The sequence below is a fragment of the Colwellia sp. C1TZA3 genome, from assembly GCF_007954265.1.
Classification (GTDB): domain Bacteria; phylum Pseudomonadota; class Gammaproteobacteria; order Enterobacterales; family Alteromonadaceae; genus Cognaticolwellia.
Map to the genome: position 1 here is coordinate 1 of NZ_VOLS01000069.1, position 17872 is coordinate 17872.

Annotated in this window: 10 protein-coding genes; 3 read left to right on the top strand and 7 right to left on the bottom strand. The window is 40.1% G+C overall.

Annotation, left to right across the window (positions count from 1 at the left end; translation table 11 throughout):
- Positions 1-576 precede the first annotated feature (576 nt).
- From ESZ39_RS15530 to prlC, 6 genes are all read right to left on the bottom strand, one after another.
- Positions 577-1713 carry an NAD(P)/FAD-dependent oxidoreductase gene (locus tag ESZ39_RS15530; RefSeq protein WP_411266888.1) on the bottom strand — a complete coding sequence of 379 codons (1137 nt, stop codon included), beginning with the start codon at positions 1711-1713 and terminating at the stop codon, positions 577-579.
- A gap of 278 nt (positions 1714-1991) precedes the next feature.
- On the bottom strand, positions 1992-2465 hold the full coding sequence (locus ESZ39_RS15535) for a peroxiredoxin (RefSeq protein ID WP_146880835.1): 474 nt from the start codon (positions 2463-2465) through the stop codon (positions 1992-1994).
- 41 nt (positions 2466-2506) lie between these two features.
- The gene (locus ESZ39_RS17860) at positions 2507-2653 is read right to left on the bottom strand and encodes a hypothetical protein (RefSeq protein WP_191321821.1); all 147 of its coding nucleotides are present in this window, start codon (positions 2651-2653) and stop codon (positions 2507-2509) included.
- A gap of 130 nt (positions 2654-2783) precedes the next feature.
- Positions 2784-3575, bottom strand: coding sequence for a class I SAM-dependent methyltransferase (locus tag ESZ39_RS15540; protein ID WP_146880836.1), 792 nt, complete (start codon positions 3573-3575; stop codon positions 2784-2786).
- Positions 3565-4278, bottom strand: coding sequence for a DNA-3-methyladenine glycosylase I (locus tag ESZ39_RS15545; RefSeq protein ID WP_146880837.1), 714 nt, complete (start codon positions 4276-4278; stop codon positions 3565-3567). The genes ESZ39_RS15540 and ESZ39_RS15545 overlap by 11 nt, the downstream gene beginning before the upstream one ends.
- A 5-nt stretch (positions 4279-4283) precedes the next feature.
- Complete coding sequence (gene prlC / locus ESZ39_RS15550; protein ID WP_146880838.1) at positions 4284-6326, bottom strand: oligopeptidase A; 2043 nt, start codon at positions 6324-6326, stop codon at positions 4284-4286.
- Positions 6327-6556: 230 nt separating this feature from the next.
- Here prlC and gorA point away from each other — a divergent pair, with 230 nt between their 5' ends.
- From gorA to ESZ39_RS15565, 3 genes are all read left to right on the top strand, one after another.
- Positions 6557-7912, top strand: a complete 1356-nt coding sequence (gene gorA / locus ESZ39_RS15555) for a glutathione-disulfide reductase (RefSeq protein WP_146880839.1) — start codon at positions 6557-6559, stop codon at positions 7910-7912.
- 1227 nt (positions 7913-9139) lie between these two features.
- Entirely contained in the window at positions 9140-11884 is a 2745-nt protein-coding gene (polA, locus tag ESZ39_RS15560) for a DNA polymerase I (protein ID WP_146880840.1), read from the top strand.
- Between the two features lie 605 nt (positions 11885-12489).
- The gene (locus tag ESZ39_RS15565; protein ID WP_223270415.1) at positions 12490-15339 is read left to right on the top strand and encodes a M16 family metallopeptidase; all 2850 of its coding nucleotides are present in this window, start codon (positions 12490-12492) and stop codon (positions 15337-15339) included.
- Positions 15340-15887: 548 nt separating this feature from the next.
- On the opposite strand, the gene ESZ39_RS15570 is transcribed toward ESZ39_RS15565, so the two are convergent.
- Positions 15888-17411, bottom strand: coding sequence for a S10 family peptidase (locus tag ESZ39_RS15570; protein WP_146880842.1), 1524 nt, complete (start codon positions 17409-17411; stop codon positions 15888-15890).
- Between the last annotated feature and the right edge of the window lie 461 nt (positions 17412-17872).

A 17872-nucleotide genomic window follows, 5' to 3' on the forward strand; every position in this document is an offset into this window, starting at 1 on the left:
ACCAATATGAGCGGTAAGCCCGAAGATAACCGCAATTTACTTCATGAGTGGATATTTTAAGAGCTATAAAGACCCGTAGGTTACTTATAATTATGACTTGAAGTTATCATGGGTGGCATAATCGATCTTACTCAAGCTTGGCTAAATAGCGCATAACGTCAAACTTAAACAGTGAGTGACTTGATGTTATTTTATAATAACGGTTTTAACTTGGCTCAAATTCAAGAGTTTTACTAATATGAGCGGTAAGCCCGAAGATAACCGCAATTTACTTCATCGGTGGATATTTTAATAAGCTACAAAGACCCATAAGTTGTTTACAATTATGGCTTGGCATAATCGATCTTATGGAGGGGGTATTTAGGTGATTGGGAAATAACCCATGAGATGTTATACCTCACGAGTCTAAAGGCTGGATTCAAAGACCGAGTTTTTGCGCATTGGTATACAGGACAATTACGAATCCCCGATGGTGAGCAAATAGAATATATGCATATGGGATTTGGAAGTCAGTATGAAAGAGATATATTAGTTACGGTTCGACAGGTGTCGTGGAAAAGGTATCGATTAAAGGCATTAAACCGCTTGCCCACAAGCCACGCCGCTGCTCCAGGCAAACTGAAAATTATAGCCGCCTAACCAGCCGGTTACATCTATAGCTTCACCAATAAAAAATAAACCTTTGGCTTTTTTTGCTTCAAAAGTTTTTGACGAAATCTCGTCAGTGTCTACGCCGCCTAATGTTACCTCAGCCGTGCGATAGCCTTCAGTGCCGTTGGGTTTTATTTGCCAGTGATGTAGGTATTGGCTTAAGTAAGTAACTTCGTCGTTACTGATTTGGTTAATGGCTTTATCAGAAATATCTTTTTGTTTTAGTAAAGCTTCAATAAAGCGCTTGGGTAGCACGGTTGAGAGCATATTTTTTAGTGATTTTTGTCCACTGCTTTCACGCCATTCGTTGATCAACTTATCGATGGGTGACTCTGGCAACAAGTTAATGGTTACCGCTTGCCCTGAGCGCCAGAATGACGAAATTTGCAAGATGGCGGGGCCAGATAAACCACGGTGAGTGAATAAAATATTTTCTTTAAATTTTGTGCCATCTTCACTGGACACTTCAGTGGCGATACTGATGCCTGATAAACCATCAAATTTTTGCTTGTCGTGATCATGCAAGGTAAAGGGCACTAATGCAGCGATTGTCGGCAATACCTTTAAGCCAAACTGTTCGGCAACTTTATAGCCAATTGGGCTAGCACCTAATTTTGGCATGGTTAAGCCACCCGAAGCGATAATTAATGATTCACATTGGTAGCTTTCATCGGCGGTAATGACTTCATATCCAGTTTCATTTTTGTTAACTGAGACCACCTCACTACGCATAACTACATCGACACCGGCCCACTCACATTCGGTCATCAATATATCAACGATATCTTTGGCGCTATTATCACAAAATAACTGCCCTATAGTCTTATGATGATAATTAAGGCCATGGCGGTCAACAAGCTCAATAAAGTCTTGTGCGCTATAACGGCTAAGTGCTGATTTTGCGAAATGAGGATTTTGGCATAAGTAATTTTCTGGGCTGGCATTTTCATTAGTAAAATTACAGCGACCGCCACCAGAAATTAATATTTTTCTGCCCGGTTTTTTACCCATGTCAACCACAGTTACACTACGGCCTCGATAGCCAGCGGTTGCTGCTGCCATTAAGCCTGCAGCGCCAGCACCAATAATAACTACATCTGAAAATATCAACGAAATAACCTAATTTATGCTTTAAAAGCCAGCATTATACGTGAGATGATGAAGCAGCGCGATACTATAAAAGTGTGTTTATCGCTCTCTAATATTCTCTGGGTCATTTATCGGCGTTTAGGTCATTTAATTTGAGGGTGATTTTTCTTAGTCTAATGTGTAAAAATCACTGTTAATAAAAAAGGAAGCACTTGGCTCCCTTGTTGCTTTAACCGCAGATTAAATCGCTTTTACAGCTGTTTAAGAATAGTTTCAGCATTACTGACTTCAAACTCTCTAGGCTTTTCAACGTTTAAGTTTGTTACTACACCATTGTCGATAACCATAGAGTAGCGTTGCGAGCGTAAGCCACCAAAAGCTGCTGTGTCCATTTCAAGACCTAGTGCTTTGGTGTAGCTGCCATCGCCATCAGCCAACATCATTAGGTTTTCAGCATTTTGTGCTTTTCCCCAAGCTGACATGACGAAGGCGTCATTAATCGCGACGCAAATAATAGCGTCTACACCTTTTGCTGTTAACTCATCGGCTGAAACAACATAGCCAGGTAAATGCGTTACCGAACAGGTGGGGGTAAATGCGCCGGGTACGGCAAACATCACCACTTTTTTGTTAGCGAAAAGCGCTGAAGTTTTGTGGGTGACCATCTCACCATCTTTTAATTCTTGTAGTTGCCCATCAGGCATAGTTGCATTTAATGTGATCATAATATTTCCATTGTCGTTGTGGTTAATGAAGTACCAGAATTTTACCAGAGTACACGAATAATTTTTGTTGTGTGCAGCATAGGCGCAGTATTTACTGTGCCATCAGTTCTTATCGACAATATGAATGAACTTATGCGAAGCCTTATTAATTGCTCTTGCTCTTGCTCTATTGACATAAAAATTGTCATTTATTTCTAGCTAAATAGATCTGCTTTGAGTGTAGAATAATGCCAGACATTACGCAGGTGAATACTTGAAAAAACTATAAATTTAAATTTTTAATCAATTTATTCCCAATTAAGTGTTGGCACAATTACGTTAATTATTTTTTGGAATCGCTTGATTTACATAAACATCAAAGCGGTTTTTTTTCATCTTAATACTGGTTGATGGTGTTTTACCCGCCAGTGGTGGCGCATAACTTGGGCGTTTAACGACAACGCGATATTTGGCTAATGCAACGGCGGGTGCTAGCAAGTTGTCAGCATCAAGGTCTTCACCAACTAGCGACTGAAATACGCGCATTTCTTTTTTTACCGCGGCTGATTTTTCACGGTGTGGATACATAGGATCAAGGTAAATAACATCAGGTTGCTGGGTTAACGGGATATCAGCAATTAATGACGAGTTAATTAAGCTCATGCGCTCGGTAATATCATTAATTTCACTACTGAGTTTAGCGCGTGCTAAGCCATCTTCGAGCAAGGCGGCTACAATGGGCATACGTTCCATCATAGTGACGTAACAACCTAAGGTTGCTAAAACAAAGGCATCACCACCTAAACCGGCGGTGGCATCAAGCACTTTGGGGGTAAAACCATGTTTTAAGCCCACCGCTTTAGCAATATCTTGACCTCGGCCGCCACCAAACTTACGCCGGTGGGCTGTGGCGCCATCAACAAAGTCAACGCAAATAGCGCCAAGTTTTGGCTCGTCAAGTTTACTCAGCTCTAAGCGTTGCATGTTAACTTGTAGAGCAAAAAGTAGCTTAGGATAATTTTTTACTGCGGCAATATCACCGATATAATCAAGTTGCCATTTTTTGGCAATTTTTTTTGCTTTGTCGACATCGACAGAGTCTACATAAGCAACAGCAATGTTATCTAGCATCGATAACACCTTCTAAATGCATATAGTTATCACCGGTGGCGTAAGCAATAAGGCGACTAAGTTGGCCCAATGACAGGTCACACTGCTGTTGCCAGTCATTAAAGCTTGTTTGCATGGCGTTTAAGCTAGATTTTGTTTGAACACCACCAGTAATAATGTCATGAGCACGAAAATAAGCTTCAACATCACGGCTAATAATAAAAGTGTCCTTACCTAACGCGCGCAAAGAATAAGCTCCAGTATTACCCCCTAGGCGTTGACCCTGCTTTTTTAAATAAGCCCATAAACCAATAATGTCGTTACTGGGCCATTTTGCAATAAATTCAGCAAAACTATGACCTTGTTGTTGCTGGTCAAAAATCATATGTGCGTTAGCTTTAATGGTTTTCACTTTATTAAAGTTACGGATGATTTTAGGGTCGCTAGCTTTTCGTTCCATCATTTCTTCTGGCATCATTAAAACTTTTTCGATATTAAAATTGAAAAAGCTTTCTTCGAAATTTGGCCATTTTTTTTCAACAACTCGCCAAACAAAACCTGACTGAAAAACTTTTTTACTGAATGCAGATAAAAACCGGTCATCAGTTATTGCGGGTAACAAATGATCTTGCTTACCTGGGCCTAGCAATATATTGAGTGAAGCCGCACCGCCTTTGCGGGCAGCGGCGCGTTGATAAATATCATCGAATTTTTCTAATGCCATTGTGATTAACCTGTAATGCCACTGTGACGTAGTAGGGCTGCTATTTCAGGCGCTCGGCCACGGAAGGCTTTAAAGAGTTCACTTGGCTCTTTTGAACCGCCCATTTCTAGTATATTGGTTAAAAAGTCATGACCCACGCTTTGGTTGAAAATACCTTCGTCTTCAAAGCGAGAAAAAGCATCGCTTGATAATACTTCGGCCCACTTATAGCTGTAATAACCCGCGGCATAACCACCAGCAAAAATGTGACCAAAGCTGTGTTGAAAGCGATTGAACTCAGGCGCTTTAATAACCGCGTAATCTTGGCGCACTTTATTTAACACTTGCTGAATTTGATCTCCTGTTTCTGGGCAATATTCGGCATGCATTTTAAAGTCAAATAAGCTGAACTCAAGTTGACGGATCATTTGCATAGCTGATTGAAAGTTCTTGGCCGCTAACATTTTGTCGAGCATGTCTTGTGGTAAAGCTTCATCAGTTTGGTAGTGACCTGAAATAAAGGCTAGTGCTTCTGGTTGCCAGCACCAGTTTTCTAAAAATTGGCTGGGTAGCTCAACCGCGTCCCATGGCACACCGTCAATACCCGAAACACCTGCCGCATTGATTTGCGTTAGCATGTGATGAATACCGTGGCCAAATTCGTGGAATAAGGTTACCACTTCGTCATGGGTGAATAAGGCAGGTTTGTCGCCAACTGGGCCATTAAAATTGCAGGTCAGGTAAGCAACTGGGTATTGAATATCGCCATTAGCTAATTCACGACGACCAACACAATCGTCCATCCAAGCACCGCCACGTTTTTTTGAACGCGCGTACAAGTCTAAATAAAAGCTGCCTCGACGTTGCTGTTTACTGTCAAAGACATCAAAAAATTTGACATCTTTATGCCAAGTATCTACGCCTTTACGTTCGCTAATATTTAAACCGAACAAGCGCTGCACCACCTTAAATAAGCCAGCAACGACTTTGCTTTCAGGGAAGTAAGGCCGTAGTGCTTCGTCAGAAATAGCGTAACGCTCTTGTTTTAGTTTTTCACTGTAATAAGGTAAATCCCATGCTTGTAAGTCACTTTGAGCAAAGTTTTGTTTCGCAAAGGTGGTTACTTCGACTAAGTCTTGTTCGCCTTGGCTTTTTGACTTAACCGCTAGGTCTTCTAAAAATCCTAATACTTCATGGCTGTTATTAGCCATTTTTGTTGCTAATGATTTATCAGCAAAGCTGTTAAAACCGAGTAAGTTGGAAATTTCATGACGCAAAGCCAGTATTTCAGCCATAATAGGGCTATTATCATATTCGCTGCCGTTTGGCCCTATTTCAGAAGCGCGGGTAACATAGGCGCGATACATTTTTTCGCGTAGCGCTTGATTGTCAGCATAGATCATTAGGGGTAAATAGCTTGGAATATCTAAGGTAAATAACCAACCGGTTTTCTCTTGTGCTTGTGCTAAAGCTTGTGCGGCTTCTTTGGCACTTTCAGGTAAGCCTGCAAGCTCTGTTTCATCAGTAATATTAACGTTAAAGGCTTGCGTGGCGTCGAGAATATTATTACCAAAAGTTGAGCTAAGTTCTGATAAGCGCGTAGAAATTTCACCATAGCGTTTTTTGTCTTGCTCGTTCAGTGCAATACCTGAGAGTTTGAAGTCTTTTAAAGCGTTGCTGATGACTTTTTGTTGTGCAGCGTTAAGTGCTTTAAACGCCTCACTGTCATTTAATTGCTGGTAAGCAGCAAATAATTCAGCGTGCTGGCCAACAAAAGTACCGTATGCAGATAATAGTGGTAAGCATGATTCGTAAGCATCGCGCAGTTCATCGTTGTTGACTACTGAATTCATATGCGAAACCGGTGACCATAATTTACCTAAAACATCATTTACTTCATCAATAGGGGCAATTAAATTATCCCAAGTGAATTGGGTATTGTTTGCTAATATATCTCCAATCACTGTTTTGCAATCGCTGATGGCTTGTTCAACCGCAGGTTTAATATGTTCTGGCTTAATTTTGGAGAATTGCGGTAGTGATGTCTTTTGTAATAATGGATTGGTCATAAAATTCACATGTTTACTAGATGATGCTGTAGATGTAATGGCAGAACAGTCGATAATCAAGGTTTAGCTTTCACTATTTAACGCTAGATCAGCAAATTTGAAATTTAATCACCAAATATTATGTCATTTGCTTTCATAAAGAGGCAATAATGAACGATATTGGCTAACGCGCTTGAATTTTGATTCTTTAAGTGCAATATAATTAGATATAATCACACAGGAATAATAATATGACACAACATTTTGACTACATCTCGATTGGTGCCGGTAGTGGCGGTATTGCCTCGGCAAACCGGGCTGCACGTTTAGGTAAAAAAGCAGCCATTATTGAAGCTAAGCATATTGGTGGCACCTGTGTGAATGTCGGTTGTGTACCGAAAAAAGTCATGTGGTATGCCGGTCAAATTGCCGACTCATTACATTATGCGAACGACTATGGTTTTAAAGCGTCATTGCAAAGCTTTGATTGGTCAACGTTAGTCAAAAATAGAGAAGCTTATATCGAACGCATTCATGCGGCTTATGCGCGTGGTTTTGCCAGTAATGACGTTACCGTAATCAAGGGTTTTGCTAAGTTTGTTGATAAAAACACTTTAGACGTTGATGGTGTTTTATATACCGCTGACCATATTACCATTGCAACAGGTGGACGCCCAAGTCGTCCTGATATCGAAGGGGCTGAGCATGGTATTGATTCAGATGGTTTTTTTGCTTTAACCGAACAACCTAAAAAAGTTGCTGTGGTGGGTGCGGGTTACATTGCCGTTGAGCTTGCCGGCGTATTGCATGCACTAGGCAGTGAATCTCACTTATTAGTGCGCAAAGAAAAGCCCTTACGTAATTTTGATGACATGCTAAGCGACACTTTAGTAGAGCAAATGGCCAAACATGGTCCAACATTACATACCATGAGCGTGCCAACGCATGTTGAAAAACATCACGATGGCAAATTAACCATTCATTTAGAAAATGGCAACAGTGTGGGTCCAGTAGATACTTTAATTTGGGCCATTGGCCGTGAGCCAGCAACCGATAATATTAATATCGCTTCAGCAGGTATTGAGCTTGATGAGCGTGGTTTTATTCCAACAGATAAATATCAAAATACTGATGTCGATGGCATTTATGCCGTGGGTGATAATACTGGCCGAGCCCAGTTAACGCCAGTTGCTGTAGCTGCTGGACGCCGCTTATCTGAACGTTTATTTAATAATAAGCCAGATTCGTATTTAGATTATTCTAATATAGCAACCGTGGTATTTAGCCATCCGGTTATTGGTACGGTTGGTTTATCAGAAAAAGAAGCGCTAGAAGAGTACGGTGAAGCAGAAGTTAAGATCTATAGCTCTCAGTTTACTGCTTTATATCAAGCGGTTACTGAAGATTATCGTGACCCAACTCGAATGAAATTAATTTGTGTGGGTAAAGAAGAGAAAATAGTCGGTATTCATAGCATAGGTTTTGGTAGCGATGAACTATTACAAGGCTTTGCCGTTGCCATGAAAATGGGCGCGACCAAGGCTGATTTTGATAACACTGTGGCTATTCACCCAACCTCAGCAGAAGAGTTTGTTACTATGAGTTAATGGTAGAGAAAGTCGCTCTTTAGATGACGGCTACTCTGCAAACTATGATTGAGTAAAGCTTGTTGAATAAGTTAATTTAAACGTTGTGTTGATGATACGATACAGCGTTTTTTTATGTCTACTCTTTAAGTAGTAATTTGATCTATCTGCTTTTTTTATAAATATTGGCTAGTGATTGGCTAAGAACAAGGTACTGTAAAGACCGCTAAGACCTCATAGCTACAATCATGTTAATAAAATACGACCTCAACATTGGTGATTGGTTATTCAGCCTAACACCTACCTTCATCTATTGGTCCTATATTATACCAATCCCATTAAGTTATTGCTCACTTGTACTCGTTAAAATAGCTCAAGGCTGTGTTGCTCTCACTCCCAATAGCCAGCTATTGCTCAATCGAGCGCCTTACCTTGAGTTATTTTTCCTGCGCACAACAAGATCACAAACTTAATGGAACTGGTATTACTAGGCACAACATTGGCGACCAGAGAAACGGCAATTAACTTAGCTATATTCTGCTTAACACGGGTTTATGCTCTGGTTCACTATTTTTTACTGCTGGCACCAAGTTATTACTTAATTAAAAAAGGTTTTCAGTTGCAAGGACCGGCACTTAATTAATGATTAGCCAATGTCGATAAAGTAGGTTTTTTATCTTGCTTTGATGTCACCCTAAGCTCAATTATTTTTTGTAATAATAGTCTGGCGGTTAGTCGCAAAAATTGATGCGCTATTTTGTTATATTTTGAGTTAATGAAGACAAAGAAAATTTAAATTTTACCAAAATTAAATTTATATAATTAAGCTAGCCCTTGCCCAATATAGCTTATGTTTTTTTGTTATTTCTAGGGGTCATAAAACGCTAAAAATAGTTTAACAATTGTCTGGTAATGACGTTGTTTTCTGGTAACCTCTTAGCTTACTTATTTTTATTGTTCGTTAATTGAACAGCTAAATTTAAGCTAGAGCATTTATTTATCCACATAATAAAAAAATAATAATAAATATGTGAAAAGGATTTCTGACTTGCCTTTTTTTATTTAATACAAGTAGTTAAGCAACAGTTGCCGAAAAGTCCACCAAAGATTTAAGGTTTTTCATTGTGGTTTTCAACATACTTATCCACAATTATTGCTAATTGATGCGCCTAAATATAATGAATAGCTAGAGACAATTTGCCGATTATGGCATGCTTAGCCAATCTTTCTCCCAGTTATAAAATTATCATGCCAACTTCTGACCAATCACCGCTTATTTTAGTCGATGGTTCCTCTTATTTATTTCGCGCATATCACGTGCCATATTTGCAAGCTTTGTCCACTTTAGATGGTCAACCTACGGGTGCTATTACTGGCGTTTTGAATATGCTCAGAAGTCTGAAAAAAGACTATCCGAACGGTAATATTGTCGCGATATTTGATGCCAAAGGGAAAACCTTTCGAAATGATATGTATGCCGAATATAAAGCTAATCGTCCACCCATGCCGGATGATTTACGCACGCAAATTGCGCCAATACATGAAATTATTGTTGCCATGGGTTTACCACTGTTAGTTATTGATGGCGTAGAGGCTGATGATGTCATTGGCACGTTATCGCACCAAGCAACTGCCTTAGGCATTGAAACGGTGATCTCAACCGGTGATAAAGATATGGCTCAGTTAGTTAACCCACATGTGCGTTTAATTAACACCATGACCAATGTAGAAATGGATGAAGCGGGCGTTATTGAAAAATTTGGCGTTCGCCCTGATCAGATCATCGACTACCTTGCGCTCATGGGCGATAAAGTTGATAACATTCCTGGCGTAGAAAAGTGTGGTCCTAAAACCGCAGTAAAATGGTTAACCGCCCATCCAAGCTTAAAAGAAGTCATGGCACATGCCGATGACGTTAAAGGCAAAGTAGGTGAGAACTTACGTACCGCTTTAACACACTTGCCACTTTCTTATGAACTTGCCACTATTAAGCTCGATGTTGATCTTGAGCAAAGTGTTACTGAACTGCAACCAAGTGCACCAGATACCGAAACATTACGAGCGCTTTACCAAAAGTTTGAATTAAAACGCTTATTAATCGATTTAGATGCTGGCGATAGCAAAGCCGATACTGCAGCGGCACAGAGTAGCGAAGCCGTTGCCGACTTGCCTGCTGACGTTGACACTGAATATGACATTATTCTTGATAAAGCCAGTTTTAATGTTTGGCTGGAAAAGTTAAGCGCTGCTGAGTTGTTTGCTTTTGATACTGAAACCACCAGCGTTAATTATATGAAAGCTAAACTGGTAGGCTTATCATTTTGTATTGAAGCCGGTAAAGCGGCTTATGTGCCACTAACGCATGATTACATTGACGCACCAGAGCAGCTAGAACTCGACTGGGTGCTTGAGCAACTTAAGCCATTATTGGAGAGTGAAACCTGCTTTAAAGTGGGGCAAAATTTAAAATACGATGCCAATGTACTCTCGCATTATAATATTGCGATGCAAGGCATTGCTTTTGACACCATGCTTGAGTCTTATTGTTTGAACAGTGTCGCCACGCGTCACAACATGGACGCGCTAGCAGAAAAATATTTAGCTTATAAAACTGTACATTTTGAAGATATCGCCGGTAAGGGCGCAAAACAGCTAACTTTTAATCAAATTGAAATTGAAAAGGCTGGCCATTATGCCGCTGAAGATGCTGATATTACCATGCGCTTACATCAAGCTATTTATCCACAACTAGCAAAAGTGAGTGCGCAGCTATCGGTTTTTACTGATATTGAAATGCCGCTATTACCAGTACTTGCTCGCATGGAGCAGCACGGAGTATTAATTGATTGTGATATGTTGGCACAACAAAGCCAGTCAATTGGGACACGTTTAGCTGAATTGGAAATTGAAGCCCATAACCTCGCAGGTAAAAGTTTTAACTTAAGCTCGCCTAAGCAATTACAGGTGATTTTGTTTGAAGAGCTAAAAATACCGGTTATTAAGAAAACCCCTAAAGGCGCGCCTTCAACTGCAGAAGAAGTGTTACAAGAGTTAGCATTAGATTACCCATTACCGAAAGTCATTTTAGAAAATCGTGGCTTAAGTAAGTTAAAGTCAACTTATACCGATAAGTTACCGTTACTAGTGGGGGCAACAACTAATCGTGTTCATACCTCTTATCACCAAGCGGTTACGGCAACAGGGCGTTTATCGTCAACCGATCCAAACCTGCAAAACATTCCTATTCGTAGTGAAGAAGGCCGTAAAATACGTTTAGCTTTTATTGCTCCGCCTGAGCATAAAATTGTCGCGATAGATTATTCTCAAATTGAATTACGTATTATGGCGCACTTATCAGACGACCCAGGTTTAGTTAAAGCGTTTTCTGAAGGCAAAGATGTGCATAAAGCAACGGCAGCAGAGATATTTGCTGTGCCGCTTGATGAAGTCACCATAGACCAACGTCGCAGCGCGAAAGCGGTTAACTTTGGCTTAATTTATGGTATGTCGGCATTTGGCTTAGCAAAACAGTTGAATGTGCCTCGCCATACTGCACAAGCCTACATGGATAAATACTTTGAGCGTTACCCTAATGTTTCTAAGTACATGGAAGATACCCGCCAACAAGCAAGTGAGACCGGTTATGTTGAAACATTATTTGGTCGTCGACTTTATTTACCCGATATTAAAGCAAAAAATGCTATGCGCAAAAAAGCCGCTGAACGTGCGGCTATTAACGCACCGATGCAAGGTACTGCGGCTGATATTATCAAAAAAGCTATGCTGGCGGTTGACGCTTGGATACAAGCGCAAAACGACTCTAGAATCAAAATGACCATGCAAGTACACGATGAATTAATTTTTGAAATTCACCAAGATATTGTTGAGAAAACCACCGCAACTTTGGTTGAAATCATGAATAATGCCATCACCATGAGTGTGCCATTAATTGCCGAAGCCGGTATTGGCGATAACTGGGAACAAGCGCACTAGTGATAAAAAAGGGTGTTGCTCTCGTACTTTAAGCTTTCGAATGAATTATGTTTAGTACGAGTAATATCGTTTTTTGAAATTAATATCGCCGCTGCACGTTCTTATTAAATAACACCGACTGATCCCTTCATGGTGTGTTGTTATTTAGGCCTCTACCCAGAGGCCTTTTTTTTAAACAATTTTTCTATTATTTACTATTCACTCATTCAAGCTGCAAGGCCTGTATTGAACGAACTCAACGGTGCCTGTGGCATTTTTTGTATTAAGCTTATACGGCTAAGTTATCTTATACCAATTACATTAAGTTTGTGATCTTGTTGTGCGCAGGAAAAATAACTCAAGGTAAGGCGCTCGATTGAGCAATAGCTCGCTATTGGGATTGAGAGCAACACAGCCTTGAGCTATTTTAACTAGTACAAGTGATCAATAACTTAATGGGATTGGTATTAGACGAGCCAGCACAGATATAGGCACAGGTGAACTTTACATTAAGCTTAAGGTCAACAGTGGAATAATATCACTTAGCTATTGTACTTATGCACAATGGCGATAAAATTATACTCGCCCTACTAAATTTATAGCATGATTGAATCGAGGAAAATATTTTGAAGAAATGGACGTTACCGCTGCTACTGACTTGTTTAGTCGCGTGTGAAAATACCGATAAGGTGCAAACTCAAGCACCTGATGTCATTGTTGATGGCATCACTTTTGTTGAGCAAGTGCGTAAAGCAGCCAAAAAAACGGTGATCCCTTATCAGAAATATGTTTTAGACAACGGTTTAACCTTAATTTTACATCAAGATAGCTCAGACCCTTTGGTTCATGTTGATATGACTTATCATGTTGGCTCTGGCCGAGAAGAAATTGGTAAGTCAGGTTTTGCGCATTTTTTTGAACATATGATGTTTCAAGGCTCAGAAAATGTTGCTGACGACGAGCACTTTAAAATAGTCACTGAATCTGGCGGCACTATGAATGGTACTACCAACAGTGATCGCACGAATTACTTTCAAACTGTACCCGCGAACCAACTAGAAAAAATGTTGTGGCTTGAAGCTGACCGTATGGGTTTTTTAGTTGATGCTGTGACACAAGAAAAATTTGAAATACAACGTGAAACAGTAAAAAATGAACGTGGTCAAAGTTATGAAAATCGTCCTTATGGACTCTTGCGAGAACGCGTCGCGGAAGCTATGTATCCTGTAGGTCATCCTTATTCATGGCAAACCATTGGTTATATTGACGACTTAAATCGCGTTAATGTTAATGACTTAAAAGCTTTTTTCTTGCGCTGGTATGGTCCTAACAATGCGACATTAACCATAGGTGGTGATCTCAACGTTGATGACACTTTGGCCATGGTGAGTAAATATTTTGGCACTATTCCTCGTGGCCCAGCGGTAAAAATGCCTGAAAAATCCAGCTTTACCCTTGAGGCTGACCGCTATATTTCCATGGAAGACAATGTGCATTTACCTTTAGTGTATATGTCCTATCCAACGGTTAGTGTTAGGCATAAAGACGAAGCCGCACTAGATTTACTCTCGAGTATTTTAGGTGGGGGTAAAACCTCATTACTTTATAAAAACTTAGTTAAAAATCAGTTGGCTGTGCAGGCCTCGGTCAGTCATCCTTGTGCCGAGCTCGCCTGTACTTTTAACTTGTTGGCACTTCCGCATCCAGCGTCAGGTAAAACCTTGGCAGATATGGAAAAAGTGATTCGTGCTAGCTTACTTGAATTTGAAAGTCGTGGTGTTGAAGATGACGACTTAATCAAAGCAAAAGCCGAAATGGAAGCCAGCTTTGTTTTTGGTTTGCAAAGTGTAGCGGGTAAAGTCAGCCAATTGGCTGCGAATGAAACCTTTAAAGGCAAGCCAAATTATATTGAGCAAGACATTGCTCGTTATGCCAAGGTTACCAAAGCCGATGTGATGCGAGTTTATCAAAAATATATTAAAAATAAACATGGCGTGATCATGAGCATAGTACCGAAAGGCCAAAAGGAATTAGTTGCCGCAGAAGATAATTTCACACCACCAGCACGGGTTATTCCTGCACTCGCGATTACCTCAGATGCCGACCTACAAGTGCGTAAAGCACAAGATAATTTTGACCGTAGCCTGATGCCGGTTGCTGGCGCCAACAAAGCGGTTGAAGTACCCAAAATGTGGCGCGAAACTTTTGTTAATGGTATTAAAATACTGGCAACACAAAGTAGCGAAACACCAACCACCTCAATGCTGATTAAAATGCCTGCGGGGCACTATTATGAAAGTAAAGAAAAGGCTGGTACAGCAGCGCTTTTAGCAGCAATGCTAAATGAGTCGACCACTAAACGTAGCGCTGAAGAAATGAGCAAAGCCCTACAAAAATTGGGTGCTTCTGTCAGTATTTCAGTGAGCAATGACTATTTAGCCATCAATATAAACGCACTAACTAAGCATATAGACGCCACGCTTGCCTTAGTTTATGAAAAATTAACTGCGCCAGCGTTTTTGCCAAGTGAATTCGAGCGTAATAAAAGTAACGCTATTCAGGGAGCTATTAATGGCAAAAAAGATGCTGGATATTTAGCGTCAAATGCTTATCGCCAGTTACTGCATGCCGACAATATTGCGGCAACCTCTAGTTCGGGTTCAGAAGCTTCACTGGCTAATATCGAATTAGCCGACATTAAAGCGCTTTATCAACAGCAAGTTCAGCCAAAAGGCAGTGAAATAATATTGGTGTCAGATTTAAACCAGCGCGATATTTTGCAGTCTTTGAGCATCTTCAAAGCATTGACAGGCGCAGGCAAAGAGCTAATGCTAACCTTACCAGACTCAAATGCTAAGCGAGGCGTTATTTATTTAGTCAATAAAGATGATGCCGCGCAGTCTGCTATTCGCATCGGTAAACGTTCACTTACTGAAGATATTACCGGTGAATACTATCGAGCCTACTTAATGAACTTTGCCTTAGGTGGAGCATTTAATAGCCGTATTAATTTAAATTTACGTGAAGATAAAGGCTATACCTATGGTGCGCGTTCGTATTTTTATGGTGATAAATTCTCTGGCACCTACACCGCGAGTGCAGAAGTGCGTGCTGATGTAACTGACAAGTCAATTGTTGAGTTTGTTAAAGAAATCACCCACTATGCGGAGCAAGGTATTAGCGATGAAGAGTTAGCCTTTATGCGCAACGCCATCAACCAAAAAGATGCTTTAAAATATGAAACGCCGAGTCGTAAACTGGGCTTTTTAGCGCAAATTCTAGAACATGATTTAACGGCTGGTTTTGTCAAAGAGCGCAATGAAATTGTAGCTAATATCAGCAAAGCAGAAATTAACGCTTTAGCGAAAAAGCATTTAGATTTAAGCGAGATGTTAATGGTAGTGGTTGGTGACGCCAAGACCTTAAAACCTCAGCTTCAGGCTCTAGGCTACCAAGTGATTGATTACGAAATTTAAACTAACGTAGGATTACTGAAGGCTGCTGATTGGTGGCCTTTTTACCTCTTGCCTCTCGCCTTGTTAATTATTTTCTGTTTTTTTACAGGGAGGAAAGAATGAGAAGGGAATGAGTAGGGGTTAAGGCAAGTTTAAAGACAAGTTTTTAGCTGTCAGTAAGTCACAATAAGTTACAGGAAGTTTTAAGTTTTATTTTGCTGTGCTGTGCTTTACCTTCTGTAGTCCTCTGGCTTATCTCACTGTGAGATATTTTTGTTTTTTTACAGGGAGGAAAGAATGAGAAGGGAATGAGTAGGGATTAAGGCAAGTTTAAAGACAAGTTTTTAGCTGTCAGCTGTCAGTAAGTCACAATAAGTTACAGGAAATTTTAAGTTTTATTTTGCTGTGCTTTACCTTCTGTAGTCCTCCTGCTTTTCTCCTTGTGATATATGTTTTTATTTTTACAGTGAGGAAACAATGAGTGGGCAATTTGATAGGCAGAGTAGGAATAATGTTGTCAGCGTCTAGGTACTGACAACATTGATTAACGTAGTAAAATACTGGTTAAATTAGCGTTTACTGGGATATTTTGCTGGTGTGGTTTTATTCGGTAAGGTGGCTTGGATAAACTCACGAATGTCTTGATTAGATGCTTTTAAATCTTGAGAGCGCAAATACATCATATGGCCACTTTTGTAACCCTTAAACGATAATCTGTCTTGCATTTTACCGCTGGGGTCAAGTTGCGATAAGGTATATTTAGCATCAAAATAGTTGGTAGCACCGTCATAGTAACCTGACTGGATCATCACATTTAAATATGGGTTTTGCGCCATGGCTAAACGTAAGTTTTCACCAGTTTTATTGTTGCTTCTATCCCAAGGGTGCACATTACCGAACATATTATACTTAAGGTCAGTTTTGTAATTGAGCTCTTCACGTAAATAATAATTTATTGCGGGCGTAAAACTGTGTAGCCAAGAGGTTAATTCAGCGTTGTAATCAGGGCTACTACCGGTAACTTTCTCATCGATACCTAAATAGCGAGAATCTAAACGACCCACTGTTTGCTCGCGGTTACGTAGTATTTCCTTCCAAAAGTAAGAAGTTTCAATATCTAAGTTATTACGCAAGACTTCTTGTACCGATAAACCAGAATATCGAGCGACTTGTTCGGCGATGCGCTGTTTTTCATCTTCAGCAATAAAGCCACCTTTGGCGAGAGCGGGCAAGTATTGCTCAAGGGTGAATTTTTCAATTTCAGGTAAAATATCTAATAGATCTTTATTTTGTAAGTCGTCAGCTAGCGCTTTGTGGTACCAAGCGGTTGCGGCAAAATAAGGTAAACGGTTGGCTGCTTTTACGGGACCATCACGTTTAATACCTATATCAGTAGGTGACACCAAAATAACACCATTAAGGTACATCCACTGGCTAGATTGTAGCTCTAAAGCTAAGCCTGATACACGGGTAGTGCCATAACTTTCGCCAATAAGATATTTGGGTGACTGCCAGCGGTTATGGCGGGTAACAAAGGTGTTAATCCACTCAGCCAAGTATTTAACGTCAGCATTGACGCCAAAGAACATTTTCTTTTGTTGTTCTTTTGATGGCATTTCACCTGCTTTATTTGGTAAAACCCGTGAATATCCAGTATTGACTGGGTTAACAAATACAATATCAGCATTATCTAAAATGGAGAAGTCATTAGTTTTTACGCCGTATGGCTGTAATGGAAAACCTTCGCTGTCGACATTAAGTACTCTAGGGCCGGTATAAGCCACATGCATCCAAACTGACGCTGAACCCGGGCCGCCATTAAATGATATTAGCAATGGCCGAGCCGCTTTGTTTTTTACTTTTGAGCGTTGATAATAGGTATAAAAAAGGCTAGCAGTAGGGTTACCCTCTTCGTCCCAAACCGGCTGAGTACCGGTAGTGGCGGTGTAATCAAATTTTTTGCCATTAACTTTTGTGCTATGCGTACTGGTGTTACTTTCATCAATGGCAATTTTGCGTTCAAACTCTGCATTTGCCAAGGGTGATAAAAGTAACAGTAGGCTAGATAACCTTATAAAATACTTAATGGTCATAATATGGTCCTCAGGGTTAAGGCGTAATGTTTATTTAGTGTCTTGAGCGTACGCCAGCATTAAGAAAAAGTCATAGTTAAAAGTTAGAACGGGTATTTCTAGCGATTAACAACCGAAATTACTGATTAAAACGCGGCATACTAAAATAAGGCTCGCCGATGTATTTGAATGAGTAAGTCAGTTCAAAGCTTAATTATCACTGTAGGTTGGTATTCATCTTAAAGATGGTTAAATTTCATTTAACTTGATGGCCTGAAGTCGAACCTACATTGAACCTAGAAAGGGACTATGAATGGTGCTGTGGTTTTAGTGGATTTTTTGTAGGTCGGACTTTAGTCTGAGGAATCCCCACAAGTTTAACGAGTAAGCGCTTGATATCTGGTAATATGTTAATCACCACAAAAAACAAATAAACCAAATACAAGCGCTATGCCTACATTATCAGACTTATTCTCTTCCAA